Consider the following 25,374-nt stretch of genomic DNA (forward strand, 5'->3'; position numbering starts at 1 on the left):
TGGAGCCGCAAACCGGCTGCTCGGCCGGCTACTCGGCGGGCTGCTCGGGGGCCAGCGCGCCCTCGGCCTCCGGGGCGACGACGCCGTCCGCCTCGAGCGCCCGCTCGATGGCGTCCTGCAGCCGCTGCTGGGCCTCCCCGTAGGCGGTCCAGTCGCCGTCCGCGAGCGCCTGCTCCGATTCCTGGATCGCCCGGTTGGCCTCCAGCAGGGCGTCGTCGAGACCGCCGCCACCGGCGGGGGCCTCGCCCTCCGCCGGGGCCTCCCCGTCCGGGGTCTGCGCCTCGGCGTCGTTCACGCCGGCGCCGGCGGAGGTCTGGGCGCCGGAGTCGCCGCCGAAGACCTCGTCGAGCGCCTCCTCCAGGGTGGGCGCGAAGCCGACCTCCTCGCCGAAGCCGACGAGCACGCGCCGCAGCGTCGGGTACGCGGCGTCGCCCGAGGACTGCACGTAGACCGGCTGCACGTAGAGCATGCCGCCGCCGGCGGGCAGGGTGAGCAGGTTGCCGTTGATCACCTCGGACGCGCCCTGGCGGAGCAGGTTCAGCTCCGTCGAGACGTCGGTGTCCGAGTTGAAGAGGTTCTGCGCCTGGCCGGGCCCGGGCACCACCGAGGAGCGCGGGAGCTCGAGCAGGCGCAGCGTGCCGTACTCCTCGCTCTTCACGCCGTCCTCGCCGGTGCCGGCGTCGGAGTTGGCCGAGAGGTAGCCGTACATCACGTTGCGGGTGTTGCCCGTCTCCGACTGCTGCGGGATGAAGGACGTGGTGAGGGAGAAGTTGGCCTCCTCCTCACCGGGCATGCGCATCGACAGGTAGTACGGCGGCAGTGCGACCTCGGAGTCCTGCGTCGGGTCGTTGGGCACGGACCAGACGTCGTCGTTCTGGTAGAAGCTGTTCGGGTCCGTCACGTGGTAGCGGTTGAGCAGCTCGCGCTGGACCTTGAACATGTCCTGCGGATAGCGCACGTGGGCCATCAGCTCCGCCGACATCTCGGAGTAGGGCTTGAGCGTGCCCGGGAAGACGTTCTGCCACGCCTTCAGCACCGGGTCCTGGTCGTCCCAGGCGTACAGGGACACCGAGCCGTCGTAGGCGTTGACCGTGGCCTTGACCGAGTTGCGGATGTAGTTCACCCGCTCCGGCGGCAGCGTCGCGGCGGCGCCCTGGGCCGTCTGGGTGTCCTGCGTGGCCTCCTCCAGCACCGACGGCGTCGAGTACGGGTAGGCGTCGGAGGTGGTGTAGGCGTCGACGATCCACTGCACCTGGCCGTCGATGATCGCCGGGTACGGGGCGCCGTCGACCGTCAGGTAGGGGGCGACCTTCTCGATCCGCTCGCGCGGGTCCCGGTCGTAGAGGATCTGGGACTCCGGGCGCACGGCGTCCGACAGGAGCAGGTCCGAGGACTGGAACTTGATGCCGTAGGCCAGGCGGTTGAAGAAGTTGCCGATGCTGGGCCCGCCGTTGCCGGCGAACGTGGTCTTGGCGTCGCCGGCCTCGTCCCCGGCCGTCTGCGGGCGGTCCAGCTCGAGCGGCTCGTCGCCCTCCCCGCCGCCGACGATCGAGTACATCGGGGAGTTCTCGCCGAAGTAGATGCGCGGCTCGTAGTCGTCGGAGATGACGCCCCGGGAGGGGATGCCGGACTGCATGAACTGCGGCTTGCCGTCCGCCTCGACCCGGCTGCCGTAGGCCGCGACCACGCCGTAGCCGTGCGTGTAGACCACGTGCTGGTTGTACCAGCCCTGGTTCTGGTCCGGGTTCAGCTCGCGCGTGGCGATGACCGTGTCCTGGACCTCGCCGTCGATCTCGTAGCGGTCCACGTTGAGGGTGTCGGGGAACTGGTAGTACGGGCGGAACTGCTGCAGCTGGGAGAACGCGGAGGAGACCACGTTGGGGTCCAGCAGGCGGATGTTCGACGTCGTCTCGGTGTCCTGGCGCAGCGCGCCCTGCTCGGTCTGGGTGGTGGCGTCGTAGGGCATCACCTCGGCCGCGTCGAGCCCGTACGCCGAGCGGGTGAGCTGGATGTTGCGCTCGATGTACTGGCTCTCCAGGGCCTGCTCGGTCGGCAGCACCTGGAAGCGCTGGACGATCCACGGGTAGATCCCGCCGGCCACGACCGCAACCACGAGCAGCATGGCCGTGCCGATCACCGGCAGCCGCCAGCGGCCGATGATGGACGCCACGACGAACAGGACCGCGACGATCAGCGCCGCCGCGGCGAGGATCGCCTTGGTGGGGATCACCGCGTTGACGTCGGTGTACAGCGCACCCGTCCACTCCCCGGAGGTCGACTGCAGGGTGGAGTACCGGTCCAGCCAGAAGTTCGCCGCCTGCAGCAGCAGGAACAGCGCGGCCAGCACGCCCAGGTGCACCCGGGAGGCCCGGGTGGTGGACAGCCCGCGCTCGGTGATCCGGATGCCGCCGTAGACGTAGTGCATCAGGATCCCCGCGACGCCGGCCAGCAGGATCGCCGAGACCAGGAAGCCGATGAGGAAGCGCAGGAACGGGAGGGTGAAGACGTAGAAGCCCAGGTCCAGGCCGAACTGCGGGTCCTCCTGGCCGAACGGCTCCTGGTTGAGGAACAGCAGGACCGTGTCCCACTGGGTCATCGCCGTGCTCGCCGCGAAGAGCCCGAACAGCACCGGCACGACGATCATGACGATCTTGCGGACCGGCTCGAGGGCCTCCTGGTAGCGGCGCAGGTTGTCGTCGACGATCGACTCGGCCGTGATCGGCCGGCTGCGGTAGGCGAAGAACAGGCTCGCGAACATCAGCGCGGCCACGAGCACCGCGGAGACCACGAAGATCGCGATCTTCGTGGCGTTCTCGGTGAAGAACACGCTGAGGTAGCCCAGCTGGTCGTACCACAGGACGTCCGTGTAGAGCTGGGTCAGCCCCACGAAGGCGGCCACGAGGACCAGCACGATGACCACGGTCGGCCAGAGCGCACCCCGTTTCCGCCGCTGTCCGGCTGGCTGCTGCCTCGGTGGTCGGGGGGCTGTGGGTCCGGCGGTCACTGGTTACCTCTGCATTTCGCGTCGATCGTCAGGTGTGGTGCGTGGAGTCGTGGGTGCTGCACTGCCCCGGGCGGGATCGGGTCCGCCGACGGATCGACGGGGGGCCCCGACCATTCTGCCCGGGCCGTTCTCGGGGGTGCAATCGTGCACGCTGCGGTCCTCATGTGTCGGTGCACCCGGGCAGCGCCGAGAGGTCCCGGTCCTCGGCGACGGCCTCCGCGGCGGCCACGGCGTCGTCGAGGGTGCCCACGGACACCGCCGTCAGGCCCTCGGGCACGTGGCCCCGTGCCTCGGCGCAGTTGCCCTCGGGGACCAGGAACACCTCGGCCCCCGCCTGCTGGGCCCCCTCGAGCTTCTGCCGGATCCCGCCGATGGGCCCGACGTCCCCCTCGGGGGTGATGGTGCCGGTGCCCGCCAGGTGCCGGTCGCCGGCGATCGAGCCCGGGGTCATCTCGTCCACGAGCCCGAGGGCGAACATCATGCCCGCGCTGGGGCCGCCGACCTCGTCGAGCTCGAAGTCCACGTCCACGGGGAAGTCGAAGTCGGGCACGAGGAAGACGCCGAGCTGCCAGGCGCCGGTCGCCTCGTCGCGCACGGTGTCCACCGCGACCTCGCGCGGCTCGCCGGAGCGCTCGACCTCCAGGCGCACGCCCCGCTCCCCCGCCGCGTCGAGCGCGCCCTTGAGGCCGGACAGGGACGAGACGGTCGAGCCGTCGACGCGGCGCAGCACGTCGCCGCTCTCCAGCACCCCGTCGGCCGGGCCGCCGGGCACGGTGCCGTGCACCGACAGCTCCGTGTCGAAGCCGATGCCCAGGTGGTCCAGGGCCGCCGCGACGGCGTGCTCCTGCGAGGACGACATCGCCAGCATCCCGGCGTCGTCCACCTCCTGCCCGGAGACCTCGCGCGGATAGAGGCTGTCGGCCGGCACCACGGAGGCGGAGGGGTCCAGCCAGGAGCCCAGGACCGTGAGGACGTTGACGTGCCTGGTGGGGCCCCCGGTGACGTAGACCGTGGTGAGGTCCAGGACGGAGTCGCTCGGATAGGTGGGCGCGCCGCTCACGCCCAGCAGCTGCCGGCCGTCGTGCTCCCCCACCGTGTTGAACGTGGGCCCCGGCGACTCGATCACGAACGGCGCGGGCAGCACCGTCCCGGCGAGCAGCAGCCCGGCGGACCCCAGCAGCGCCCACGACTCGAGGCTGCGGCGGCGCAGGCCGCGGCGCGGGCGGGGGGAAACGGTCACGGGCAGTCCTCGGCGGTCGTCGGTGGGGCCGGGGCCGGGCGCCTCCCGGTCCGGACGGTCCAGTTTATCGCGGCGGAGCCCCCCGTGAGCTTCCAGCGAACTGGGAGTTGGCCCATGGTCGGCCCCGACCGGGGATCGCTAGGCTGGACGCAGAGACGTCGGGAGCGCCCGCGCGCCCCGATCCCGAGACCGATCCGACGAAACGGTGGACCCATGACTCCGCAGCCTCCCAACGACCGCTCCGGGGACACCCCCGGCGACACCCCCGGGGACGACTCCGGCGACCACCGCAAGGACCCCTTCCAGGAGATGCTCGAGCGCCTCATGGGCCAGGGCGGCATGAGCCCCGAGGACCTGGGCCGCGCCGGGATCCCGATGGACCCGCAGGCGATGTCCATGATGTTCCAGCAGATCCAGTCCATGATGGGCGCCGGCGCCGGGGAGGGGCCGGTGAACTGGAAGCTCGCCCACGACCAGGCCCGCCGGATCGCCGCGGCGGACGGCGACCCCTCCGTCACGCCCGCCCAGCGAGGGGCGGTGGAGGACGCCATGCGGCTCGCCGAGCTGTGGCTGGTGGACCACACCGAGTTCGGGCAGACCTCGATCCGCCCGCAGGCGTGGTCGCGCGCGGAGTGGATCGAGGCCACGCAGGAGACGTGGAAGGACATGACCGGCCCCGTCGCGGAGTCGGTGACCCAGGCGCTCACCGACGCCCTCACCCAGCAGCTCCCCGCCGAGCTGTCGAGCATGATGGGCGGGGCCTCCGGGATGCTGGCCGGCGCCGGCGGGATGCTGTTCGGCATGCAGCTGGGGCAGGCCATCGGCGGGCTCTCCCGCGAGGTGCTGTGCTCCACCGACATCGGTCTGCCGCTGGCGGAGGGCCGGTCCGGGCTGCTGCCCGCCAGCATCAAGGAGTTCGGCGAGGGCCTGGACATCCCGGCGCAGGAGATCATGCTCTACGTCGCCGTGCGCGAGGCCGCCCACGTCCGGCTGTTCGCGGCGAACCCCTGGCTGCGGGAGCACATCCTGGAGCTCATCAAGCGCTTCTCCGCGGGCATCCACATCGACATGTCCCGGATCGAGGAGGCGGCGCGGGACATCGACCCCATGGACCCCTCCAGCATGCAGGACGCCCTCTCCTCGGGGATCTTCGCCCCGCAGCAGACTCCGGACCAGGAGGCCACGCTCAAGCGGCTCGAGACGGTGCTGGCGCTCGTGGAGGGCTGGGTGCACGTGGTCACGGTCGACTCGACGGCCAACCTGCCCTCCGCGGGGGCGCTCTCGGAGACCGTGCGGCGCCGCCGTGCCTCGGGCGGCCCGGCCGAGCACGCCTTCGGGGCCCTGGTGGGCCTCGAGCTGCGCCCGCGCCGGCTGCGCGAGGCGGCGGAGTTCTGGCAGTACGTCGGCGAGCGCCGCGGGATCCAGGACCGCGACGGGCTGTGGGAGGCCGCGGAGCTGCTGCCCACCGACCAGGACCTGGACGACCCCGCGGGCTTCTCCGAGCGCCGCGGGCTGCTCACCGCCTCCGAGGACGAGGTCGACGCCGCGCTCCAGCGGCTGCTCTCGGGCGGCTACGAGGGCCCCGGCGCGGACGGCGGCGCCGGCCCGCAGCGGCCCGAGGGCGAGGGCCCTCAGGGCGGGGACGCGCCCCGCTGATCCTCCGCGGCCCGTCCCGACCGGTGGGCCCAGGCGGCGCCGTCGAGGAACGCCTGGGCCTTCCCGGCCAGCGGGTACCGGGCCTCCAGCTCCCGGAACCGGGGGCTGTGGTCGGCCTCGAGCAGGTGCGCCAGTTCGTGCACCAGCACGAAGTCGAGGACCCACTCCGGGGCCTCCTGGAGCTGCGCCGAGATCCGGATCACCCCGGTGGCCGGCGTCGCCGAGCCCCACCGCGTGTTCTGCCGCGCCGACCAGCGCACGTCCGAGGGCCGGGCCCGGCCCTCGAGGTGGCGCCGGGACAGCTCCCGGGCCCGTTCCAGGAGCCGGTCGTCGGACCGGCGGTCGGCGCCCCTGGCCGCTTCCCGGCGGCGGCGCTCCACGACCCGGGGGACGAGCTCCCGGGTCCAGTGCTCGATCTCCCGCCGGGTCGCGGACTGCGGGACGGAGAGCACCACCGTGTCCTCGCTCCAGTGCGCGGACACGGTCTTGCGGCGGCGGGCGGAGCGGCGCACGACGACCTCGGGCTGCGACGGTACGGGCATGGGCTCATTGAACACGCCCGCGCCGCCGGCCGCGAACCGGCGGTCCGGACGTGTGGACGGCCCCCGACGTGGACAGTGGACGGGCCGTGCTCGAGCGCGCGGCGGGCCCGGCCCGGGCCACAGTGGCGGCATCCCGCCCACCCGTCCGGAAGGTGCCCCCGTGCCGTTCCCCTCCGTCCCCGGTCCCCGCCCCGCGCCGCAGCCGGTCCCGCCCCGGCTCGAGCCGCCGCGCCCCGAGGAGGTGCACGTCCTGCTGCTGGGCCTCGACGGCCTGGCGGCCGGGCTGGCCGTGCTCCTGCTCCGCTGCGGGGTGCTCGGGCTCAACGTCAACGACGGCTCGCCCGTGGCCGCCGCCGACCTGGACACCGGCGTGTACCGTCGGGCCGATCTCGGCCGCCCCCGGGACGAGGTGCTGCGCCGGCGGCTGCGCGCGCTGGATCCCCGCTGCGTCCCGGTCAGCGCGCCGGAGCTGTTCCCCGGGGCGCTGCTGCCGGGCACGGTGGTGGTGCGCAGCACCGAGCACCCCCTGGCGGGCGGGGGCGGCGCGCTGTGGACGGAACCGGCCCTCGACCCGCGCCACCCCCTGGTGTCGTTGCACCACGCCGACGGCGCGCTGCTGCGCTGGCCCACGGTGCCCTGGGCGCACCGGCCGTGCCCGGACTGCCTGCGGGCCACCCTCGGTGCCCGGGAACCCGACCCGGTGCCGCGCGGCCCCGGTGCCGTCCTCACCGGCTGGGCGCGGCCCGCCCACGCGGAGGCCGTGGCCGGCGGTCTGGCGGTCGAGGTGCTGGCCGTGGCCCTGGACACGCTGTGGGGGGACGCGCTGCGGGGCGCGGGCGTCCCCGCGGAGCCGCGGGGCACCCCGGAGGGGACGGACGGCGGGTGGCCGCACGCCCGGCTCCTCGCCCCGCCGTGGCCCGGCGCGGAGGCGCTGCTGGAGCTCGACCGCAGCCGATGCCTGTGCGGCCTCGGTCAGGCGTGAGCCCGGGCTCCCCGGCCGCGCGGGCCGCGCGGCCGGGGCGGCTCGGTCTCCCGCAGTCCGTCCAGGAACCGTGAGGGCTTGCGCGTGGGCCGCCCGCCCGGGGTGCGGGACAGCGTCCAGGACAGCACCAGGTGCTCGCGGGCCCGGGTGATCCCCACGTAGAGCAGGCGGCGCTCCTCGTCGATCTCGTCCGCGGTCTCGGCGAAGCCGATGGGCACCAGCCCCTCGCTGAGCCCGGCCAGGAACACGGCGTCCCACTCCAGGCCCTTGGCCGAGTGCAGGGACGCCAGGGTCACCCCGTTCATCACGGGGGCGTCCTGCTGGGCCGTGCGGCGCTCCAGCTCGGCCGCGAGGTCCGGCAGCAGGAACTGCTCGCCGCGGGCCGCGGCGTCCTCGGCCATCCGGTCGGCGAGGGAGACGAGGGCGGCCAGGGACTCCCACCGCTCCCGCACCGCCCCGGTGGAGCGCGGCGCCCGGTCGGAGTAGCCCAGCGAGGAGAGGATGTCCCGCACCAGCCGGGTGGGCTCGTCCGAGGCCTCGGCGGCCCGTGCGGCCGTGCGCAGCTGCACCACGGCCTGCTTGACCTCCGGGCGGTTGAAGAAGCGCTCCGTGCCGCGCAGCTGGAACCCGATGCCCGCCTCGGCCAGGGCCGTCTCGAAGGCCTGGGACTGCCCGTTCGTGCGGAACAGCACGGCGATCTCGGAGGCGGGCACGCCGTCGTCGATCAGGTCCCGGATGCGCGCGGCCGTCCCGGCGGCCTCGGCCTCGTCGTCCGGGTACTCGTTCCAGGACGGGCGGGGGCCGTCCGGGCGCTGGGCCACGAGGTGCAGCGGGGTCGCCCAGGAGCCGGGGGTGGAGCCCGGGCCCGGCCGGCGGGCGGCGAGCAGGCGGTTGGCGGTCTCCACGACCTGCGGGGTGGAGCGGTAGTCCCGCACGAGCTTGACCACCCGGGCCTCCGGGTGCCGGCGCGGGAACTCCAGCAGGTGCCGGGAGCTCGCGCCCGTGAAGGAGTAGATCGTCTGGGAGGCGTCGCCCACCACGCAGACGTCGTCCCGCCCGCCGAGCCAGGCGTCGAGCAGGCGCTGCTGGAGCGGGGAGACGTCCTGGTACTCGTCGACCACGAAGTGCCGGTACTGCTCGCGGACGGTCGCCGCCACGCGCTCGTCCTCCTCGAGCACGGCGACGGTCAGGAGCAGGACGTCCTCGAAGTCGATGAGGTGCCGGTCCGTCTTGAGCTCCTCGTAGGACTGGTAGAGCCGCTGCACGGTGCGCACCTCGTAGCCCAGCGGCATGTCCCGCCGGGCCGCCCGGGACGGGTAGGTGTCGGGCGTGAGCATCGAGACCTTGGCCCACTCGATCTCCGCGGCGAGGTCCCGCACGGCCGCGCGGTCCGTGGACAGGCGCATGTTCTGCGCGGCCTCGGTGATCAGCCGCGCCTTGTGCTCCACCAGCCCGGGCAGGGGCCCGCCCACCGCCTGCGGCCAGAAGTACTGGAGCTGGCGCAGCGCGGCGGCGTGGAACGTGCGCGTCTGCACCCCGCCGGCGCCCAGGCCGCGCAGACGGTTGCGCATCTCGTTGGCGGCGCGCGCCGTGAACGTCAGGGCCAGCACCTTCTGCGGGGTGTACACGCCCGTGGCGATGCCGTACGCGATCCGGTGGGTGATCGCCCGGGTCTTGCCCGTGCCGGCCCCCGCCAGCACGCACACGGGGCCGCGCAGCGTGGTCGCCACCTCCCGCTGCTCCGGGTCCAGCCCGGCGAGGATCCGCTCCTCGAGCCCGACCTCCGAGAGCTGGTCGGCGTCCTCCCCGCTCACCACGCGGTCTCCGGCAGGTCCTCGCCGAGCCAGTGCTCGATGAGGGCATGGGCGATCGAGACCCGCCCGGGCAGCGTCACGGACCCGGTGCGCGCGGCCTCCCGCAGCTCCGCACGCGTGAACCAGCGCAGCTCCAGGATCTCCTGGCCGTCCGGGACGGCCGCGCCGGAGCGCACCACGGCCCGGCAGCCGAGCATCAGGGAGCGCGGGAACGGCCAGGGCTGGGAGCCCAGGTAGTGGACGTCCCCCACGATCAGCCCCGCTTCCTCGGCCACCTCCCGGACCACGGCCTGCTCGAGGGACTCCCCCGGCTCCACGAACCCGGCCAGCGTCGAGAACCGGTTGCCCTTCCACAGCGCCGAGCGGCCCAGCAGCAGCCGTTCCCGGGCGGGGTCGGGGTGGCCGTCGCTGACGGCCACGATGATCGCGGGGTCGGTGCGCGGGAAGTGCAGGGAACGGTCGTTGGGGCACTGCCGCGCCCAGCCGGAGCGGATCACCTCGGTGGGCTCCCCGCACTGCGGGCACCGGGGGTGGTCCCGGTGCCACAGCCCCACCGACTGCGCGGTGACCAGCAGCGCGGTGTCCGCGGCGGGGAGCACCGGGCCCAGCTCCCGCAGCCCGGCCCAGCGCAGCCCCTCCACGCCGCGCGCCGCGGCAGAGGCCGTCACCGCCGCCACGACGGGCTCGGGCACCGCGAACGGCTCGGCCGCCGCGTCCCCGTCCGCCGGTTCCGCCGCCGGGACGGCCCGCAGCAGCACGCGCGGGCCCCGCTCGCCCTCGGCGCCGGACAGCCGGCCCAGGTAGACCTCCGGGCGGCGCGGGTCGTGGTCGACGCGTGGCACGTCGGCGACCGGCACGAGGACCAGGGCGTCGCCGGCCACGGGGGCGAGGCCGCCCGCGAGCACGAGCACGAGCGAGGAGGGGTCCTGGGCGGCGAGCACGCGGACGTCCTCGAGCTCGCGGTCGACGGCGTCGCGGTCGAAGGCGGTCGCGGCGAACGGCAGCCGGGCCGCGCTGAGGCGCCCGGGGGCCGGCGCGGAGGACGCGCCGGGGCCGGGCTCGGGCAGGGGAACGGTGGAGGCGGACACGCTCCCCACTGTAGCGATCCCGGCGGACCCCGGAGCGGGCCGGACGGTGGCCGGGGACGGCGGTGGTCGCCCCCGGCCGGGCCTCTTGTACCGGGCCTCTTGTAGGGTGAACGCCGTGAGCACCTCCCTCGAGCACCTGGCCGCCGTCGCCGCCGCAGGCGTCCCCGGACTCGCGCCCGTGGCCGTGGGTCCCTCCCCGGACGACGACGCCGACTTCCGTTCCGCCGTGGTCCTCGACGCCGCGGGCCGCCGGTGGCGGGTGCGCTCGCCGCTGAGCCCCGAGGCGAGCGTGCGCCTGGAGACGGAGCACCTCGTGCTGCGCTGCTTCACCCCGGCGATCCGCTCCCGGCTGCCCTTCCTCGTGCCCACCGCGGCGGGCTCGGTCGAGGACGGGCACCTGCACGCCTTCGTGCACTCGCACATCGAGGGGGCGCCGCTGGACATCGACGAGCTCGCCCGCATGGCCGCCGCCCCGGACCCGGAGCACCACCGGCACGTCCCCAGCGCCGAGCCGCCCCCCACCCTGAGCGTGCAGCTCGGGCGCCTGCTGGCCGCGATCCACGCCCTGCCGCCGGCGCTGGTGCTGGACGCGGACCTGCCCAGCTACACGGCCGAGCAGTGCCGGCAGCGGCGCGTGGTGGAGCTGCGGCGGGCCGCCGCCACGGGCCGGGTGCCCGCGGCGCTGCTGCACCGGTGGGAGCGGGTCCTCGAGGACCGGGCCGTGTGGCGGTTCCCGCCCCGGGTCGTCCACGGCGACCTGCAGGAGGACGACCTGCTGATCTCCCGCGGCCGGGTGCGCGGGGTCACCGGCTGGACGGACCTGCACGTGGGCGATCCCGCGGGGGACTTCGCGTGGCTGCTCGCGGCGCGGGACGCCCGCCTCGCCGAGGGCGTGCTGGAGGCCTACGCCGCGGCCTGCCGCCGCACCTCCTTCCAGGCCCCGGACCGGGAGCCGGACCCGCACCTGCTGGACCGCGCCCGGCTGGACGCGGAGCTCGCCCTCGCGCAGTGGCTGGTGCGCGCGGTGGACCGCGGGATGGACGGCCTGGTGGCGGACGCGGAGCAGATGCTGGACACGCTCGCCCAGGACGTCGCCCGGCGCGCCGCCGCGGAGGCGCAGACCGCCGCGCCGGCCACCGCGGCGGCGCCCCCACAGGACGCCGCACCGGTCACGGCGCCGACCACCGCACCGGCGCGGGCCACCGTGGCGCCGGCCGCCGGGGAGCCGGCGGCCCCGGACGGGGAGTCCCGGGACCGGGGCACCGGGGACAGCACCGGGGAGAGCACCGAGAGCGGGACTGCCGGCGGCGTCCCGCGCCCGGCCGCGCGGCCCGGACGGACCTCGGGCGCGCCGCCGGCGGACGGATCCGGTCAGGACCGCAGCACCACGTCGTAGGCCTCGCGGATCACCGCCTCCAGCTCCTCGGCCCCGGAGAGGTCGTGCGGGCGGACCACCCGGTCCTCGGCCACGTAGTAGAACGCCGCGGTGACCGCCTCGAGCGGGACTCCCCGCAGGCGGGACCACGCGAGCCGGTAGACGGCCAGCTGCGCCGAGCGCTCCCGCAGCTCCCGTCCGGCCGGCGCCCGCCCGGTCTTCCAGTCGACGAGCTCCCACGTGCCGTCGCCGTTGCGGAACACCGCGTCCACGCGCCCGCGCACCGTGATCCCGGCGATCGGGGTCTCGAGCGGGAACTCCACGGCGTGCGGCTGCCGGTCCGCCCAGGGGCTCGACCGGAACGTCGCCGCGAGCTCGGGGAGGTCGTAGGCCTCGTCGACGTACTCGTCGGCCGTGCCGGGCAGCTCGCCGACGTCGAAGATCGCGGAGCTGCCGTAGTACTGCTCGATCCACGCGTGGAAGGTGGTGCCGCGCCGGGCGGCGGTGCCGGGCCGCCGGGGCATGGGGCGCCGCAGGCCCGAGACGACCTCGAGCGGGTCGCGGGCCAGCGCCACCAGCGTCGACGCGGAGACGTGGGACGGCATGGGCACGGACCGCTCGGCCCGTGCGTCCTCGTGCCGGGCCAGCAGGATCCGGGCCTCCTCGGACCAGCGCCGCGGGTCCGGGGAGCGTCCGTCGCGCTCCCCGGCGCCGAGCAGGTCCTCGACGTCCAGGTCCGCGGTGTCCTCGAAGCCGCGCTCCCGGACCGCCCGGGCGGCCCGCTCCAGGCGGGACCGGCGCCCGAGGTGGGCCGGCGGGCTCACCCGCACGGTGTCCGTGCCGTCCTCCCCCGTGACCGTCTCGGTGATCTCCGGGCCCTCCAGCGGGTCGTAGGGCCACGGCGCGCTCAGCACGGTGGCGGCGGCCGGGTTGCGCGTCCCCTCGGGCACCTCGGCCCACGGCCCGAGCCGGACGGGCGGCGCCGCCCCCTCGGTCAGCGGTGCCAGCTCGGCCACGAACCGGGAGGGCTCCTGGCCCTTGGCGGCGGTGCCGCGGAAGACGGTGCTGGAGAGCTCCAGCACCGTCCGGGCGCGGGTCACGGCCACGTACGCCAGGCGCCGCTCCTCGTCCTCGGCGTGCTGCGCGGCGAGCTCGAGGAACTCCGCGTGCGACTCCTCGAGGGCCTTGAGGTCGGTGGTGTCCACGGACCACTGCGGCAGGAACCGGGCGTCCCCGCGCAGCGGCCACGCGAGGGCGCCGGTGTCGAGGGTCCAGCGCGCGGGGTTGTCGGTCGGGAAGTTCTTGGCGTTGAGGCCGGGCACGTACACGTGGTCCCACTCGAGGCCCTTGGACGAGTGCACGGTGACGAGCTGCACGGCGTCGTGCCGGGCGCGGTCGGGGCCCGGCTCGAGCCCGTTCTCCTCCGCCAGCGTGACGTCGAGCCAGGCGAGGAACGCCGACACGTCGCCGGTCGCGGAGGAGGCGGTGAAGGACTGCGCCGCCTCCTGGAAGGCGTCCAGGTTGCGCCGCGCCTGGTGGGAGGAGCGGTGCGGGTGCGCGGCGACCTCGATGTCGAGGCCGAGGACCGTCTCGATCTCGTGCAGCAGGCTGGGCAGGTCGTCCGAGAGGTAGGAGCGCAGGTGCTCCAGCTCGGCCCGCAGCGTGCCGAGCCGGTGCCGGGCGGCCTCGGACAGGGACCGGCCGTGCACGGAGGTCCAGCCCGGGCGCGGGAGGGTCTCGAGCGCCTCGACCAGCGAGGCGTGGTCGGAGAGGTCCGGCTCGACCAGGGCCTCCTCCTCGGCCTCCTCCGCGGTCACGGGGCTCTCGAGGTCCTCCGGCCGCCCGGCCCGCGCGGCCTCGGTGCGGCGCCGCTCCAGGTGCGACGCCCAGTCGGACAGCGCCATGAGGTCCCGGGCCCCGATCCGCCACCGGGCCCCCGCGAGCAGGCGCACCAGGGCGTCCGAGCGGCCGGGGTCGTCCAGCACCCGCAGCGTCGCGACGACGTCGGAGACCTCCGGGGTGCTGAGCAGCCCGCCGAGGCCCACGACCTCGTAGGGGATCCCGCGGGCGGCGAGCTCCCGGCGCACGGGCTCGATCTGGGCGCGCTTGCGGCACAGCACCGCCATGGTGGGCATCTGGTCCTCCGGGTCCCCGCGGTGCTCCTCGCGGCGGGCGCCGATCCGCTCGGCGAGGGCGGCCGCCTCCTCGACGTCGGTCGCGTACCGGCTGAGCCGCACGTGCCCGGGGCCGGCGCCGGGCCGGGGCGTGAGCTCGGGGACGGTCAGGGAGGACGCCCCCCGTGCCCACGCCGGCAGGGTCCGCAGGGGGGCGGCGAGGGTGTTGGCGACGTCGAGGATGCTCGCGTCGTTGCGCCACGCCGTCGTCAGGAAGCTGGGGTCCCCGTCCTGGCCCGGGGCGACCGGGAAGGAGTCGTAGAAGCCGAAGAGCTGGCCGGCCGAGGCCCCGCGGAAGCCGTAGATCGACTGCTGGGGATCGCCCACGGCCATCACGGAGTGGCCCTGCCCGAACAGGGCGGCGAAGAGGCGCAGCTGGGCGTGCGAGGTGTCCTGGAACTCGTCGAGGAGCACCACGCGGTGCTGCTCCCGCTCGCTCCGCCGGGCGGCGGGGTCCTGCTCGGCCAGCCGGGCCGCCGCGGAGAGCAGGTCCCCGAAGTCCATGGCCTGGGCCTCCTCCTTCCGCCGGGCGAAGTCCGCCACGAGCTCGGCGAGCACCCACGCGGTGCGCTGGTTCTCCTCGACCTTCTTCAGCGAGGCCCCGAGGGTCTTCTTCCGCCGGCCCGGCGGGGTGGTGGCCAGCTCGCCCAGCAGCCGGGCCGCGAAGCGCTCCACGGCCGCCGGTTCCACGAGGTGCTCCGCGCACGCCGAGGCGAGGTCGAGGACGGCGCGGACCATGGTGGACTTCGCGGGCATGGCCTCGAGCAGCTCCCCGGTCCACGCCTCGACGGTCTGCGCGGCGATCTGCCACGTGCGGGCCTGGCCCAGCAGCGTGGTGTCCGGCTCGATGCCGATCCGCAGCCCGTAGTTGCGCACGAGGGTGTTGGCGTAGGAGTGGTAGGTGCTGACGGTCGGGTCCTGCGGCGCGGCCGGGACGTCGTCGTCCTCGGCGCCGACGGGCGCCACGAGCCCCTCGGCGCGCAGGCGGGCGAGCCGGGTGCGCATCCGCTCCCCCAGCTCCCCGGCGGCCTTGCGGGTGAAGGTGACGCCGAGGACCTGGTCGGGGGCCACGATGCCGTTGGCCACGAGCCACACGACCCGGTCGACCATGGTGGCGGTCTTGCCCGAGCCCGCGCCGGCGACCACGAGCCGGGGCGAGAGCGGGGCGGAGATCACGGCGGACTGCTGCCCGGTGGGGCGGTTGCCGCCGAGCAGCTCCGCGAGCTCCTCGGGGCTGTACCGGGGGTCGACGCCGCCGTAGGGGTGGTCCGGGTCGTGCCCGGTCCGCGCGGTGGGGGTGGCGGGGGCCTCGGTCATGGGGGCTGGGTCCTCCTGTGCTCCGGGGGTGGTGGCGCCGGGGCGCCCGGTGTGGGGTCCGGCGGACCCGGGGACGGTCCTCACGGCTCGCTCACCTGCCGGCCCTCGGCGCAGAGCGGGCAGATCTGCGGCAGCCGGCACCCGTGCCCGCCGAAGGCGCCCTCCGCCTGGTCGTGGCGGGAGACGAAGTGCTCCCCGGCCACCAGTTCCGCGGCGCGGGTGATCAGGTCCCGCGCCCAGGTGTCCGCCGGGTCCAGGGGGTCCTGCTGCTGCACGGAGGGAGATTTCGCCCGGGTCCCGAGCTGGACGAGGAGGGCGCCGCCGGAGAGCTCCGTGACCGTGCCGCCGGGCAGCTCCAGGACGGCCTCGTCCTCGCCCGCGACCATGGCCGTTCCCGCGCCCGCGGACAGTGCCACCTGGTAGGCCGCCAGCTGGGGGTGCTCGGCGATCTTCGCCCCCGCCGGCTGGTTGCGGCCGGTCTTGAGGTCCACGACGACGTAGCGCCCCTGCTCGTCGAGCTCCAGCCGGTCCACGCGTCCGCGGAGCAGGGCGTCCCGGGCCCGGCCCTGGACGAGCACGCTGAAGGAGCCCTCCACCGAGGCCAGCCGCCGGCCGTGCCGGCTGCGGGCGTCCACCACGTACTGGGCGAACTTGCGCAGCATCTGCCGGGCGCGCTCCAGCTGCACCGCGGACTCCCACGTCTCCGGGAGCCCCAGCGTGGGCCAGCGGCGTTCGAGCTCGGCCACGAGCTCGGACCCGGAGGCCTCCGGCAGCTCCTCGGCGATGGCGTGCACGAGCGAGCCGAGGCTGCGGCTGAGGTCGGTGGCGGCCTCGGCGCGGGAGGCCGCGACGAACCAGTCGAGCGGGGACCGGTGGATGGTCTCGATCCGGGACGGGGAGACGGGCACCGGGACCCCGTCGTCGAAGACCGGGGCCGTGCTGGAGAGCTCGGCCGCGCCCCACCAGGTGTCGGGGTGGGCCCCGGGCACCGGGCGCGGGGACGAGGCGATGCGGTGCAGCAGGCGCGCGGCGGCCTCGGCGCGCACGGGGTCCTCGTCGTGCAGCTGCACCCACTGCCGCAGCTCCGCCACGAGGGCGCGCAGGGTCATGGGCCGGGGGGCGTCCACGACGGCTCGGACGCCGTCCCCGGGGCCCGTGCCCGGCGGGTCGACGAGGTCCAGGAACTCGGAGGGCTGCTGGTCCTCGTCGGAGGCCGCCGTCACCACGAGCGTGCCCCGGCTGCGGGAGACCGCGGCGGAGAATGAGCGCAGCTCGTCGTGGCGGACCTCGCGCATCCGGGTGACCGGGGTGACCCGTGAGGCCTGCTCGACGCCGAGGTCGAGGGCGTCCGTGAGCAGGTCCGCGGCCAGCAGCTGCCCGCGCAGGCGGGTGTTCGGCCACACGCCCTCCTGGACCCCGGCGACGAAGACGACCGGCCACTGCCGGCCGGCCGCGGTGGCCGGGGTCATGATCTCGACGGTCTCGTCGGTCGGGGCGCGGGCGGCCAGGGTGTCCATGGGCAGCTCCTGGCTGTCGATGTAGTCCAGGAACTGCGCGGGGCTCGCCCCGGGCAGGTGGTCGACGTAGCGCTCGGCCGCCTCGAACAGGCCGACGACGGCGTCGAGGTCGCGGTCGGCCCGCTCACCCGCGGGCCCGCCCTCCAGGGCGCGGCGGCGCCAGGACTCGGCGACCCCGGCGGCCTCCCACAGCGCCCACAGGACCGTCTCCGCGGTGGCGCCCTCCTCGCGCAGGGCGCGCCGGCCGGCGGTGAGCATCCGGGCGATCCTGCGGGCGGGGACGGAGCGCACCCCGGCCGCGTCCAGCGCGCCGGGGGCCACGAGGGCCTCGACGAGCAGGTCGTCGCTGGTCCGGCCGCCGCCGGCGGCGAGCTCCTCCGCCCGGAGCCGCTGGCGCAGCCGCCGGACGTCCATCGGGGAGGCGTTGCCGATCCGGGAGGACAGCAGCTCCACGGCCGCCTGCACCGTGAGGGCGGCGAAGTGCCCGCCCCCGTCCCGCTCGGCGGCCGCGGCGTCCGCCTCGGTGACGATCCGCAGGGCGCCCAGCAGCGGGCGCACCGCCGCCTCGTCCCGCACCGGGGTCTCGGCGGCGGACGTGCTGACGGGCACGCCCAAGGCCGAGAGCTGGCGCTCCAGGCTCTCCAGGTAGCGGCCGCTGCGCACGACCACGGCCATGTCCGCCAGCGGGACGTCCTGCACCAGGTGGCGCTGGAGGATCTCGTGGGCGATCCAGCGGGCCTCGTGCAGCGGGGAGGAGAGCACGACGGTGACGACCTCTCCCTCCCCCGCCACGGCGTCGGACGGTTCCAGCCGCCGCGGGTGCCGGGCGCCGGCCACGGCGGGGATGCGCTCCGCGACGCGCTGCCAGACCTCCGCCACCGCCGGCGGCATCCGACGGCTCTCGCCCAGCAGGTGCCGCCGGAGCGGGCGGGCGGGCTCGGCGAGACGGTCGTCGAGGGTGCGCAGCAGGTCCGGCCGGGCCCCCCGGAAGCCCTGCACGACGGTGTCCGCGCAGGCGGTCAGCACGGTGTCCCGGCCCCGGCACAGCACGGCGAGCAGCCGGTGGATCGAGGGCGTCGCCTCGTGGAGGTCGTCCACGAGCACGAGCTCGAGGCGCTCCTGTTCGGCGCGCAGGAAGTCCGGCTGCTCCTCGAGGACCCGCGCGGCCTCGGTCACCAGGGCCGAGGGGTCGTAGGACTCGGGCATCCGCAGCCGGCGCACCGCCTGGTACTCGGCGCGCATCGCCGCGGCGGCGGACCAGTCCGGGCGGTCCAGCCGGCGGGCGAGGTCGCGCAGGTCCGCGGGCGCGAGGTCGTACTCGGACATCCGGTCGAACAGCTCGCGCACCTCCTGCCGGAAGCCCCGCGTGCCCAGCGCCTCCCGCAGGTCCGCCGGCCAGGCGACGGCGGCGCCCTCCCCCGCGGCGTGCCCGGCCATGAGCTCGCCGATCAGGACGTCCTGCTCGGGGCCGGACAGCAGCTTGGGGCTGTGGGCCACGCCGGGCAGCAGGCCCTCGTTCTGCGCCCGCCGGAGCAGGTCGAAGGCGTAGGACTGCCAGGCCCGCACCGGCGGGGTGCTCATGGTGGCGGACACGGAGGCGGTGAGCTCGTCCCGCACCCGGGCGGCGGACAGGCGGGAGGGGGTGAGCACGAGCAGCCGGTCCGGGTCCAGGCCCGCCCGGATCCGGCGCGCCGCCAGCTCCACGAGCACCCGGGTGCGTCCGGTCCCGGGCCCGCCGAGCACGAGACGGGGCCCGCACCCGGCCGGCAGACCGGCCACGGCCTCCTGCTCGGGGGTCGGCTGCCACGGGGCCCGGGCGGGGCCGGCGCCGGACGGGGGCACGAGGTTCCAGCGCACCGGCCCCGCCCCGGGCGCCGCGGCGGTGCTGGTGGTCTGGGTGCTGTCCTCGGAGTGCCGCATGGGACTCATCCCATCACGGCACTCCGACGGGATAACGCCACCGGCCGCGGCCACCCGTCAGGACGCGCCCCCGGCCCCGGCCGGCGCCGGGGCGAGGACGTCCAGCAGCTCCCCGATCTCGTGGGCGGCGATGGCCGGGTGCCGGAAGGGCCGGTGACCGTCGACCGTGTAGTGGCTGCGGCGCCCGACGCGGTGGCGGCGGAGGTAGCCGGCGGACTCGAGGTCCTTGAGGATCGCCAGCGTGGCACGCGTGGTGATGCCCACCCGGGCGGCGATCTCGCTGACCCGGGCGTCCTGGGACTGGGCCACGGCCAGCAGCACGTGGCCGTGGTTGGTCAGGAAGGTCCACGGCGGCCGGACGACCCCACCGGCGGGCACCGGCCCGGATCCCCGGGTCCGCCCGTCGCGCGGGTCCACGTCGCGCGGCGGGCCGGGGGCCGGGGCGCCGGTGGCCGGGGCGCCGCCGCCCGCGGGGACGGCGGAACGGGTCACCGTGGGCTCCTTCCGTGCTGGGGGCGGGTCACAGCTGGTCCAGCCGGCGCGAGCGCGCCGGGCGGTGCACCGTGAGCGGGGCGGCCGACCCGGAGGCCACGAGGACCACGCTGGGCCCGTGCTCGACCGTGGGCACCGGCAGCTGGACCGGGGTGACCACGACCGGGGCCCCGGCCCGGTGCGCCGCGTGGGCCAGGGCGACGGCGCGGACCTGCCGGGCGCCGCTGAGGCCGCAGCTGCGGTGCCAGACCACCTGCACGCGGAACGGCACGCCTGCGGCCTCCAGGGTCGGCAGGGCGCGGGCGGCGACGGCCCGCGCGTCCTGCAGCGCCTCCTCGTGCACGTGCCGGCCGATGACGGCGTCGTCGGTGAACGCCGACCGGAGCATCGGCACCAGCAGCAGCAGCGGCCGGCCCGCCTCCGCGGCGATCCGGACGGCGCGGCGGGCGACCGCGGCGGCCTCGGGGCCGTCGGTGATCACCGCGGCGACCGGGTGCCGGGCTCCGGTGGCGGGACCGTTCATCGTGCGTCTCCTTCGTGCTGTCGGTCGTGCTGTCGGTCGTGGTCGTCCCGGGCACCGGTCCGGGAGCCGTCCTCGGCGCCGCTGCGGGCGGGGGCGGCGTCGTCGTGGACCCGCCCGGCCCGCTCGCGCACGGCGGGTCGCCCGCGGCGCCACACCGGGTCCAGGGCCGCGTTCTCCTCGGCGGTGGCCACCCGGAAGGGCGGCTGGGCCGGGGCCGGCAGCGACCGGCGGCCCTGCCCGCGGGTGGCCCGCAGGCTCAGCACCACCGAGACGGTGATGATCGTGGCGACCACCGCAAGGGAGATCCCGGTGGGGATGTAGACGATGTCGATCTTCAGCAGCATCTTGATCCCCACCCAGATCAGCACCAGGGCCAGCCCGACCTTCAGGTACACGAAGCGGTGGATCAGATCCGCCAGCAGGAAGTACATCGCCCGCAACCCCAGGATCGCGAAGGCGTTGGCGGTGAAGACCAGGAACACCTCGTCGGTGACGGCGAAGATCGCCGGGATCGAGTCGACGGCGAAGACGATGTCGGTGACCTCGATCAGCACCAGCACCGCCAGCAGCGGCGTGGCCAGCAGCACCCCGTTCCGCCGGACCAGCAGCTTCTGGCCGTGGTAGGCGTCGGTCATCGGCACGAAGCGGCGGAAGCCGCGCAGCACCATCGACTGCTCGGGGTTCAGGTGCTCGTTGCGCTGGCGGATCATCCGCCACCCGGTGTAGAGCAGGAACGCCGCGAAGACGTAGAGGATCCAGGAGAAGTTCTGGATCAGCACCGCCCCGGCGGCGATGAAGATCCCGCGGAACACCAGCGCGCCGAGCACCCCCAGGAAGAGCACCCGGTGCTGGTACTCCCGCGGCACGGCGAAGTAGCTGAAGATGATCGCCCAGACGAACACGTTGTCCACGGCCAGGGACTTCTCGATCAGGTAGCCGGCGAAGTACTGCTGGCCGAACTCCGCACCCCAACCCCACCAGACGAGAGCGCCGAAGGCGACGCCGAAGACCACCCACACCCCCGACCACACGGCCGCCTCGCGCACGCCGATGACGTGGGCGTGCCGGTGGGCGAAGAGGTCGACGGCCAGCATCACCACGATGAAGCCCAGCACCGCGGCCCAGATCCAGAACGGGACATCCATGACAGCACCTTCCGATCGAGTCGATCGGAGGTCTCTCCCGGCCCGTCCGGGCCCGCCCGCCGGACCCCTCGCGGGGCCGTAGTGACGACGGAACGCTGCTGGGATACTCCCCTCCCTGTGCCGACAAGTGAAGCACGGTTCACCTGTTCCGGCAAGACCCCGCCGGCCCGACGGGTGACGCCGATCAGGGCCCACGACGGACCACGACCGGGGCGGCGCCCGTCGGGACGACCGGGACCGGAGCCGGCAGGCGTCGTCACGGTCACCGTCGTGCCGTCCCGGGGCCCGCCCGCCACGGGGACGGACCCGCCGCCGGGCCTGCCGGCCGGGTGGTGCCCGGCGGCGCGGCGTGGCGGGTCGGAGGGGGCCGGTACGGTGGATCCATGTCCTCGCCCTCACGCCCTGCCGAGCCCACCGACCAGCCGCCCCTGTTCGACGCCGCGCCGCTGCGCGCCGCGCCGCCGGCGCCCTCGGCGGCCGGCGCCGACGCGGAGCAGGACGTCCTGTTCGAGCTCGGCCCCCCGACGGTCGCGCCCGGCGCCGCCCCGGCGTGGACCGAGGGGCCGCGGGCGGCCTTCGACCTGGAGACGACCGGACGGGACCCGCACACCGCCCGCATCGTCACGGCCTCCGTCGTGCGCACCGACGCCTCCGGCACGGTGACGGACGAGTGGGAGTGGCTGGCCGACCCGGGGGTGGAGATCCCGGAGGAGGCGGCGGCCGTGCACGGGGTGAGCACCGAGCGGGCCCGTGCCGAGGGCCGGCCGGCGGCGGAGGTCGTCGCGCAGATCGCCCGGGTCCTGGCCGAGCTGTTCGCGGCCGGGACGCCCGTGCTGGTGTTCAACGCCTCCTACGACTTCACGGTCCTCGCCCACGAGGGGCGGCGGCACGGTGTCGAGGTGCCGCAGCCGTTCCCGGTGCTCGATCCCTACGTCCTGAACAAGCAGGTGCACCGGTACCGGCGCGGCAAGCGCACCCTCGGGGCGCTCTGCGAGGAGTACGGGGTCGAGCTCACCGCCGCGCACACCTCGGCGGCGGACGCGGTGGCCACCGAGCGGCTCGCCGTGCTGATGGCGCGGCGGTTCCCCGAGCTCGTGCGCCCGGCCGCCGAGCTGCACGAGGACCAGGTGGGCTGGGCGGCGGAGCAGGCCGCGAGCCTGCAGGAGTACTTCCGGCGGACCCGGCCGGACGCGGTGGTGGACGGCGCCTGGCCGCTGCGCCGCCCCGAGGACGCCTGAGCGTCCCCGGAGCGGTCCGTGCTCAGGCGGCCGGCCGGGCCTCGGCGGCGGCACGCGCCGCCGCGGGCAGGGCGGAGACGATCCGGTCCATGGCCGCGTCGTCGTGGGCGGCGGAGAGGAACCACGCCTCGAACACGGACGGGGGCAGGTACACGCCCTGGTCCAGCATCGCGTGGAAGAAGGCCGGGTAGCGGAACGTCTCCTGCGCCCTGGCCTGCGCGTAGTCGTGCACGCCGGTGGCCGAGGTGCCGAAGGCCACCGAGAACAGGCTGCCGGCCGACTGGATCGAGTGGTCCACCCCGGCCTCGTCCAGCACGGCGCGCACGGCCTCCTGCAGCTGGGCCGACCGGCGGTCGACGGTCTGGTAGGCGATCCGGTCCGCGGTGCGCAGCGTCGCCGCGCCCGCGGCCATCGCCACCGGGTTCCCGGACAGCGTGCCCGCCTGGTAGACGGGGCCCAGCGGCGCGAGGTGGTTCATCACCTCGGCGCGGCCGCCCACCCCGGCCGCGGGCAGCCCGCCGCCGATGACCTTGCCGAACATGAACAGGTCCGGCTCCCAGCCGTCCTCACCGGCCGCGGTGAGGCCCCAGTAGCCGGCCTCGTGCACGCGGAAGCCGGTCAGCACCTCGTCGAAGATCATCAGCGCGCCGTGCTCGCGCGTGAGCCGGCGCAGGCCCGCGTTGAAGCCCTCGAGGGGCGTCACGACGCCCATGTTGGCGGGGGCGCCCTCGGTGATGACGGCCGCGATCCGGCCGGGGTGGGCGGCGAAGGCCTCCTCCACGGCGGCGAGGTCGTTGTAGGGCAGCACCAGGGTCTCGGCGGCGGTGGCCGCGGTGACCCCGGCCGAGCCGGGCAGGGCCAGGGTCGCGACGCCGGAGCCCGCCTCGGACAGCAGGGAGTCCACGTGGCCGTGGTAGCAGCCGGCGAACTTCACGATCAGGTCCCGGCCGGTCACGCCGCGCGCCAGGCGGATCGCGGTCATGGCCGCCTCGGTGCCGGTCGAGACCATCCGCAGCTCGTCGATCGCGCCGATCCGGTCCACGACCAGCTCGGCGAGCTCGGTCTCGCCGCGGGTGGTCGCCCCGAAGGACAGGCCCCGCTCCACGGCCTCGTGCACGGCCTCGATGACCGCGGGGTGGGAGTGGCCGATGAGGGCGGGCCCCCACGAGCTGACGAGGTCGACGTACTCGCGGCCGTCGACGTCGGTGAGGTACGGGCCCTTGGCCGCGGTGATGAACGGCGGGGTGCCGCCCACGGAGGCGAAGGCGCGCACCGGCGAGTTGACCCCGCCGGGCATGACCTTGCGGGCTCGGTCGAAGAGTTCCTGGGAAACGCTCATGGGTTCTGTCTGCTTCCTTCCGCCGGGGGTGCCGGCTCGGGGGAGGGTGGGGTTCAGGAGAGGCCGTTCTCCTCGCGGAACCAGTCCGCGAGCTCGACGGCGAAGTAGGTCAGCACGGTGTCGGCCCCTGCGCGGCGGATGGAGAGCACGGACTCCTGGACGGCGGCCCGCCGGTCGATCCACCCGTTGGCCGCGGCGGCCTCGATCATGGCGTACTCCCCGGAGATCTGGTACGCGGAGACGGGCACCGGGGAGACCTCGGCGACGTCGCGCAGGATGTCGAGGTAGCTCATGGCGGGTTTGACCATGACCATGTCGGCGCCCTCGTCCAGGTCCAGCTGCAGCTCGTGCAGCGCCTCGCGCCGGTTGGCGGGGTCCATCTGGTAGGTGCGCCGGTCGCCCTGCAGCTGCGAGTCCACCGCCTCCCGGAAGGGGCCGTAGAACGCCGAGGAGTACTTCGCGGAGTAGGCCAGGACGGCCACGTCGGGCCGGCCCGCCTCGTCGAGGGCGGCACGGATCACCCCGACCTGGCCGTCCATCATGCCGGAGGGCCCGAGCACGTGGGCGCCGGCCTCGGCCTGGGCCACGGCCATCCGGCCGTAGATCTCCAGGGTCGCGTCGTTGTCCACGGTCCCGTCCTCGGCCAGGACGCCGCAGTGCCCGTGGTCGGTGAACTCGTCGAGGCACAGGTCGGCCATGACCACCGTGTCGTCGCCGACCTCGGCGCGCACGGCGCGCAGGGCACGGTTCAGGACCCCCTCGGGGTCGCACCCGGCGCTGCCCCGGGCGTCCCGCTGCGCGGGCACGCCGAAGAGCATGATCCCGCCCAGGCCCTTGGCCGCGACCTCGGCCGCGGCGCGGCGGAGCGAGTCCATGGAGTGCTGGACGACGCCCGGCATGGAGCCGAGCGGGGCGGGCTCGGTGAGGCCCTCCCGCACGAAGACCGGGAGGATGAGGTCGGACGGGTGCACCCGGGTCTGGGCGGCCAGGCGTCGCACGGCGGGCGTGCTGCGCAGCCGGCGGGGCCGGGACACGAGGTCGTAGCGCGGGGTTCGGTCGGTCACGGGAGTCGTCTCCTCGGTCGGGGATGTCGTCGGTGTCGTCGGTTCCGGGCGCCGCGGCCCGCGGGGGGCCGCGAGGGCGCGGGCGAGGGCGGCGCGGACCGCCTCCGGGGTGGGACGGGCCGCCGCGTGGGCGGTCAGGCCGCGGTCGGCGGCCGCCTGCCGGGTCGGTTCGCCGATGGCCACGAGCGCGGTGCCCGCCAGCACGGCGGGGTCCTCGCCCACCAGCTCGGCGAGGTGGGAGGGCGCGGTGAGCACCACCGCGTCGGCCTCGCCGGCGGCCAGGGCCGCCAGGAGCCCGGCCCGGTCCAGCGTCGGCACGGCACCGGCGTCCGCCGCGGTCTCCGGCACGAGGGGCTCCGGGGCCGGCCACGGGACCGTGGCGTAGGCCGTGGCCGTGAGGACACGGTACCCCTTCGCGGCGAGGCCCGCCTCGAGGGTCGGCCGGGCCCGGGCGGAGAGCGGCAGCAGGACGGTGCCGGGGGCCGGTTCGGCCGGCCAGTCCGCGAGCAGCCCCGCGGCCGAGTGCGCGGTGCCGGGGACGAGGTCCGGGGCCAGCCCGGCGTCCGCGAGGGCCGCGGCCGTGGCGTCCCCCACCGCCGCCACGCGCAGTCCCGCGCTCCGGGCCGCGGCCAGCCGCGCGCCGAGCCCCGACGGGCCGGGGGCCCCGGTCACCGCCTGCAGGGCGCGCACGGTGTTGACCGAGGTGACCGCCAGCCAGGTGCGCCCCGCGGGCCCGGGCGCCGCCGCGCGGTCCAGCAGCGCGGACAGCGCCGCGGTGTCTCCCGGCAGGGTCGGCTCGAGCAGCGGCGCGAGCCGGACGCGGACCCCGTCCGCGCGCAGCAGCGCCACGAGCTCCCGGGCCCGCCCGGCGGAGCGCGTGACGACGACCCGGGCCCCGTGCAGGGCACCGGAGCGGTCGTCGTGGCCGGGGCGCGGCACGGGTC

General features: G+C 75.7%; 16 protein-coding genes and 1 pseudogene. 4 read left to right on the forward strand and 13 right to left on the reverse strand.

Annotated features, from left to right (window positions below; translation table 11 throughout):
• Nucleotides 1-28: 28 nt before the first annotated feature.
• Both AYX06_RS04880 and AYX06_RS04885 read right to left on the reverse strand, forming a co-directional pair.
• On the reverse strand, nucleotides 29-3,004 hold the full coding sequence (locus AYX06_RS04880) for a UPF0182 family membrane protein (RefSeq protein WP_062734835.1): 2,976 nt from the start codon (nucleotides 3,002-3,004) through the stop codon (nucleotides 29-31).
• A gap of 160 nt (nucleotides 3,005-3,164) precedes the next feature.
• On the reverse strand, nucleotides 3,165-4,244 hold the full coding sequence (locus tag AYX06_RS04885; protein WP_062734836.1) for a YlbL family protein: 1,080 nt from the start codon (nucleotides 4,242-4,244) through the stop codon (nucleotides 3,165-3,167).
• A 213-nt stretch (nucleotides 4,245-4,457) separates the two neighbouring features.
• Between AYX06_RS04885 and AYX06_RS04890 the strand changes: the two genes are divergently transcribed.
• Nucleotides 4,458-5,900, forward strand: coding sequence for a zinc-dependent metalloprotease (locus tag AYX06_RS04890; protein WP_062734837.1), 1,443 nt, complete (start codon nucleotides 4,458-4,460; stop codon nucleotides 5,898-5,900).
• Here the strand turns inward: AYX06_RS04890 and AYX06_RS04895 are convergent.
• A complete protein-coding gene (locus AYX06_RS04895) occupies nucleotides 5,876-6,442 on the reverse strand; it encodes a M48 metallopeptidase family protein (protein ID WP_062734838.1) in 567 nt (188 codons plus the stop codon). The two genes, AYX06_RS04890 and AYX06_RS04895, sit on opposite strands and share 25 nt — an antisense overlap.
• Before the next feature lie 160 nt (nucleotides 6,443-6,602).
• Here AYX06_RS04895 and AYX06_RS04900 point away from each other — a divergent pair, with 160 nt between their 5' ends.
• A complete protein-coding gene (locus AYX06_RS04900) occupies nucleotides 6,603-7,424 on the forward strand; it encodes a ThiF family adenylyltransferase (RefSeq protein ID WP_062734839.1) in 822 nt (273 codons plus the stop codon).
• On the opposite strand, the gene AYX06_RS04905 is transcribed toward AYX06_RS04900, so the two are convergent.
• Complete coding sequence (locus AYX06_RS04905) at nucleotides 7,415-9,238, reverse strand: ATP-dependent helicase (protein ID WP_147017295.1); 1,824 nt, start codon at nucleotides 9,236-9,238, stop codon at nucleotides 7,415-7,417. The two genes, AYX06_RS04900 and AYX06_RS04905, sit on opposite strands and share 10 nt — an antisense overlap.
• On the reverse strand, nucleotides 9,235-10,326 hold the full coding sequence (gene nudC / locus AYX06_RS04910) for an NAD(+) diphosphatase (RefSeq protein ID WP_147017294.1): 1,092 nt from the start codon (nucleotides 10,324-10,326) through the stop codon (nucleotides 9,235-9,237). Before nudC ends, AYX06_RS04905 begins: the two co-directional genes overlap by 4 nt.
• Before the next feature lie 115 nt (nucleotides 10,327-10,441).
• Here nudC and AYX06_RS04915 point away from each other — a divergent pair, with 115 nt between their 5' ends.
• The gene (locus tag AYX06_RS04915; RefSeq protein ID WP_062734842.1) at nucleotides 10,442-11,722 is read left to right on the forward strand and encodes a macrolide 2'-phosphotransferase; all 1,281 of its coding nucleotides are present in this window, start codon (nucleotides 10,442-10,444) and stop codon (nucleotides 11,720-11,722) included.
• Here AYX06_RS04915 and AYX06_RS04920 read toward each other — a convergent pair.
• From AYX06_RS04920 to AYX06_RS04940, 5 genes are all read right to left on the reverse strand, one after another.
• Complete coding sequence (locus AYX06_RS04920; RefSeq protein ID WP_084271453.1) at nucleotides 11,698-15,192, reverse strand: ATP-dependent helicase; 3,495 nt, start codon at nucleotides 15,190-15,192, stop codon at nucleotides 11,698-11,700. The two genes, AYX06_RS04915 and AYX06_RS04920, sit on opposite strands and share 25 nt — an antisense overlap.
• Before the next feature lie 80 nt (nucleotides 15,193-15,272).
• On the reverse strand, nucleotides 15,273-18,629 hold the full coding sequence (locus AYX06_RS04925; protein WP_062734843.1) for an ATP-dependent helicase: 3,357 nt from the start codon (nucleotides 18,627-18,629) through the stop codon (nucleotides 15,273-15,275).
• A gap of 57 nt (nucleotides 18,630-18,686) precedes the next feature.
• Nucleotides 18,687-19,121 (reverse strand): helix-turn-helix transcriptional regulator, encoded by a 435-nt coding sequence (locus AYX06_RS04930; protein ID WP_307725486.1) that lies wholly within the window; start codon nucleotides 19,119-19,121, stop codon nucleotides 18,687-18,689.
• Nucleotides 19,122-19,149: 28 nt separating this feature from the next.
• Nucleotides 19,150-19,644: an adenine nucleotide alpha hydrolase family protein gene (locus AYX06_RS04935; protein ID WP_062734844.1), complete on the reverse strand. Its 495-nt coding sequence runs from the start codon at nucleotides 19,642-19,644 to the stop codon at nucleotides 19,150-19,152.
• Nucleotides 19,641-20,789 (reverse strand): TerC family protein, encoded by a 1,149-nt coding sequence (locus AYX06_RS04940; RefSeq protein WP_084271454.1) that lies wholly within the window; start codon nucleotides 20,787-20,789, stop codon nucleotides 19,641-19,643. Before AYX06_RS04940 ends, AYX06_RS04935 begins: the two co-directional genes overlap by 4 nt.
• 383 nt (nucleotides 20,790-21,172) lie before the next feature.
• Here AYX06_RS04940 and AYX06_RS04945 point away from each other — a divergent pair, with 383 nt between their 5' ends.
• Complete coding sequence (locus AYX06_RS04945; RefSeq protein WP_084271455.1) at nucleotides 21,173-22,027, forward strand: 3'-5' exonuclease; 855 nt, start codon at nucleotides 21,173-21,175, stop codon at nucleotides 22,025-22,027.
• Between the two features lie 22 nt (nucleotides 22,028-22,049).
• Here AYX06_RS04945 and hemL read toward each other — a convergent pair whose 3' ends face one another.
• From hemL to AYX06_RS20385, 3 genes and pseudogenes are all read right to left on the reverse strand, one after another.
• Nucleotides 22,050-23,366: a glutamate-1-semialdehyde 2,1-aminomutase gene (gene hemL / locus AYX06_RS04950; protein ID WP_062734845.1), complete on the reverse strand. Its 1,317-nt coding sequence runs from the start codon at nucleotides 23,364-23,366 to the stop codon at nucleotides 22,050-22,052.
• A 53-nt stretch (nucleotides 23,367-23,419) separates the two neighbouring features.
• On the reverse strand, nucleotides 23,420-24,430 hold the full coding sequence (hemB, locus tag AYX06_RS20380) for a porphobilinogen synthase (protein WP_062736888.1): 1,011 nt from the start codon (nucleotides 24,428-24,430) through the stop codon (nucleotides 23,420-23,422).
• A 111-nt stretch (nucleotides 24,431-24,541) separates the two neighbouring features.
• Nucleotides 24,542-25,369 (reverse strand): annotated as a pseudogene (locus AYX06_RS20385) (uroporphyrinogen-III synthase); the annotation flags it as partial.
• Between the last annotated feature and the right edge of the window lie 5 nt (nucleotides 25,370-25,374).

This window comes from Kocuria turfanensis (assembly GCF_001580365.1).
Classification (GTDB): Bacteria; Actinomycetota; Actinomycetes; order Actinomycetales; family Micrococcaceae; genus Kocuria; species Kocuria turfanensis.